This window comes from Francisella sp. SYW-2 (assembly GCF_008711475.1).
GTDB classification, from domain to species: domain Bacteria; phylum Pseudomonadota; class Gammaproteobacteria; order Francisellales; family Francisellaceae; genus Francisella; species Francisella salimarina.
Window position 1 is genome coordinate 116,795 of the sequence record NZ_VXKO01000003.1, and the last position, 2,515, is coordinate 119,309.

The following is a 2,515-nucleotide window of genomic DNA, read 5'->3' on the forward strand; positions in this document are numbered from 1 at the left end:
TATTACATTCTTTTCCTATAATTACTAAGTAATAGTCATTTTTAAGACTATAGTTTTTATAATTTTCAATTTCATTGGAATATAAACTTTTACTGTTTTCAGTTAAGAAAGTTGTAATTTTATTACACAATTCAGCAAGTTTAGAACTATTAATAATTTCTTTTTTTATAAGTAATAATGTTGATATATAAGGTAAACTAGCTTTTTCTTTACTAAAGCCTTTAATCTTAGCTTTAACATTCAAATTCCAGCTAGCATTATTAAACATAGTATCTAAGGCTTCTAAAATTGCACTTTTACCAACGCCATTATCTCCTATTATCGGTTGATAGATTATTGTCCATCTTTGAGTTTATAGGCAGGTAGTTTTGTCCATTATATGTTTTAAAATTTCTTATTTCTAAACTAATAATCATTACTTACTCTACTTAACTAAAACAATACTAGACTTGATATATCTCCCTCTCGAGAGAGGTGCCAACTTGTTGGCGGGGTGTGGCTTTTTAAAGTACTACCCCGTCAGTCTAAGACTGCCACCCCTTAGATCCCAAATCAAGTTTGGGACAGGCCCGAAGGGGAATTACTTCTTACCAAAACCAACCCTTACTTTTTTCTTCTTTTTTCTCTTCCGCTTTAGGAGGCTCACCGACCCAATCAAGTTTTAGAGTTTCATCACTAGGATTATAGTTATACACCATAATGCCGTTACCATTAGCTTGACCAATTACAAGCTTATGAGCTTCCACAGAAGTATCAAATGTATAGTTGTAGCCATCTACATTTGGTCTTGGCTCGATATTATAATTACCATCTAAATAATCTTTTGGATTATTTATTAAAGGAAAATATTTTATAGGGTTATCAATAGCAAAATTACTTTTCCCATCTTTATAGAATTTACCAATTTTTATATTGTTTATATCATATAAACCTGTCCATAAATAAGGTTGAGACAATCCTTTATATGTTATAAGTACTTTATTATTATCTATAAAACCAAAGTTAGTATAGCCATTTGGTTTTTTGTAATTATTTTCTAATTTTGGTATTTCATTTCTTTGGGCTAGATTAAAGAAAAAGTTATCTTCATTAGCAGTATTTGGAAATGTTATGACTTTATTGTTTTGTAAATCATATTTAATAGCACGACCAACTCTTGAACTATCTAATGTATAAACGAACTCACCATTAGGGTCTATAGCACTCATAGTTTGATTTACATTTTTATTTATAAGCTTCCATTTGTGCTCTTTTGCATTATAGATAACCATTATATTATCAGCAGTCATTATTAAGACATCATTATTGGCAAAGTTAAACTGATTATTTATTGCATAACCATTTGGTAAGCCACCTTTATAAGGATTACCTCTCCAGTATGGGGAATGTTCACTTTTAGCATAACTCCAAGAAACATATATCTGTTTCTTTTTACCAGTATCTAAATTATATTGGTAAGCATCTCCCCATGGCAAAGATCCAACCCAAGTTGTTAGACTTGAATTGATAGCTTGACTATCAGCCATGAAATCAGGAGTAAATTCTTTTATAATTTTACCGTTTACATTAGTTATGGTTACTTCTTTAGTTTTAATATTTTGTAATAAATAATTATCACTATTCGGTACAAAATAAGCAGATCTAGGATTATAGTTATTACCTAGATTTTTAGATACATTATTTTTTAAGTCCCAAAGGTAGGCATTACCTGAGTCATCAACTGATATGACATATTTTCCATTGTTAGAAACCGATAAGCTGGCTTGTTGAGCTAGAGCAAAAGAAAAAGTTATAAATAAGCTTAAAAAAATTAATATTTTTTTCATTAGTAACTTCCCTCACTGTCTGCTGTCGATTGTATAGAGACGCTAGCATTTTTATTTTTAGTTTCTTCTATATCATAATCACCGAAGAAATCAAAAGCACCACCGAAGTATTTACCAAATAGTAAACCTTTAAATACATGATCCATAAACATCGGTTTAGGGTATAGCATAGCCGAATGATCTACACATAACATTGATTTAGCAGAAGCTTTTTGTTCATCTGTTAGCTGATCATAAGCTACAGTGTGCTTAGTACCATCTTTATCTATATAGTAGCATGGATAGTCTTTTACATAATTTGAATCAAGTTTAGCTGTTTCTATCTCTTGTGGAGTTTGGAACATTTTTCCAGCGCCTTCTAATTCTTTAGCAGCATTTCCATCTGCACCACTATACCCCATAGCTGGAGCTACTTTAGAGTTAGGTTGCATAAGTACTGTGAATACTACAGCTAATAGCTCTTCTTTATTATCTTTGATATTTTTAATAGCAGCTTGTATATCAGACCCTTTTAAGAAATCAATAACAGTAGTAGTCAAACTACCAGCGCCATTAACAGCAGGCCCCACGAAACTCATCGAAGTATCCCAAACAGTCGATATTGGATTTTGGTTGAATATGTTAGATATTGAATCCTCCAAATTATCCCAAACTTGTTGAGGAATATCAGCAACCCCAGTATTAGTTAG

General features: G+C 31.3%; 3 protein-coding genes. All 3 read right to left on the bottom strand.

Going from position 1 to position 2,515, the window contains the following annotated elements; all coding sequences use genetic code 11:
• Nucleotides 1–268, bottom strand: a 268-nt coding sequence (locus F3D57_RS10315; RefSeq protein ID WP_224728138.1) for a hypothetical protein, incomplete at its 3' end; no start/stop codon positions are given.
• Between the two features lie 319 nt (nt 269–587).
• On the bottom strand, nt 588–1,826 hold the full coding sequence (locus F3D57_RS02240) for a hypothetical protein (RefSeq protein WP_150465038.1): 1,239 nt from the start codon (nt 1,824–1,826) through the stop codon (nt 588–590).
• The coding region (locus F3D57_RS10215; RefSeq protein WP_191092332.1) for a hypothetical protein at nt 1,826–2,515 on the bottom strand (690 nt) is incomplete at its 5' end. The genes F3D57_RS02240 and F3D57_RS10215, both read right to left, overlap by 1 nt.

What these genes read in the sequence shown, in the direction of transcription:
- F3D57_RS02240 (WP_150465038.1), bottom strand. Translation starts at nt 1,826, where the DNA reads ATGAAAAAAATATTAATTTTTTTAAGCTTATTTATAACTTTTTCTTTT.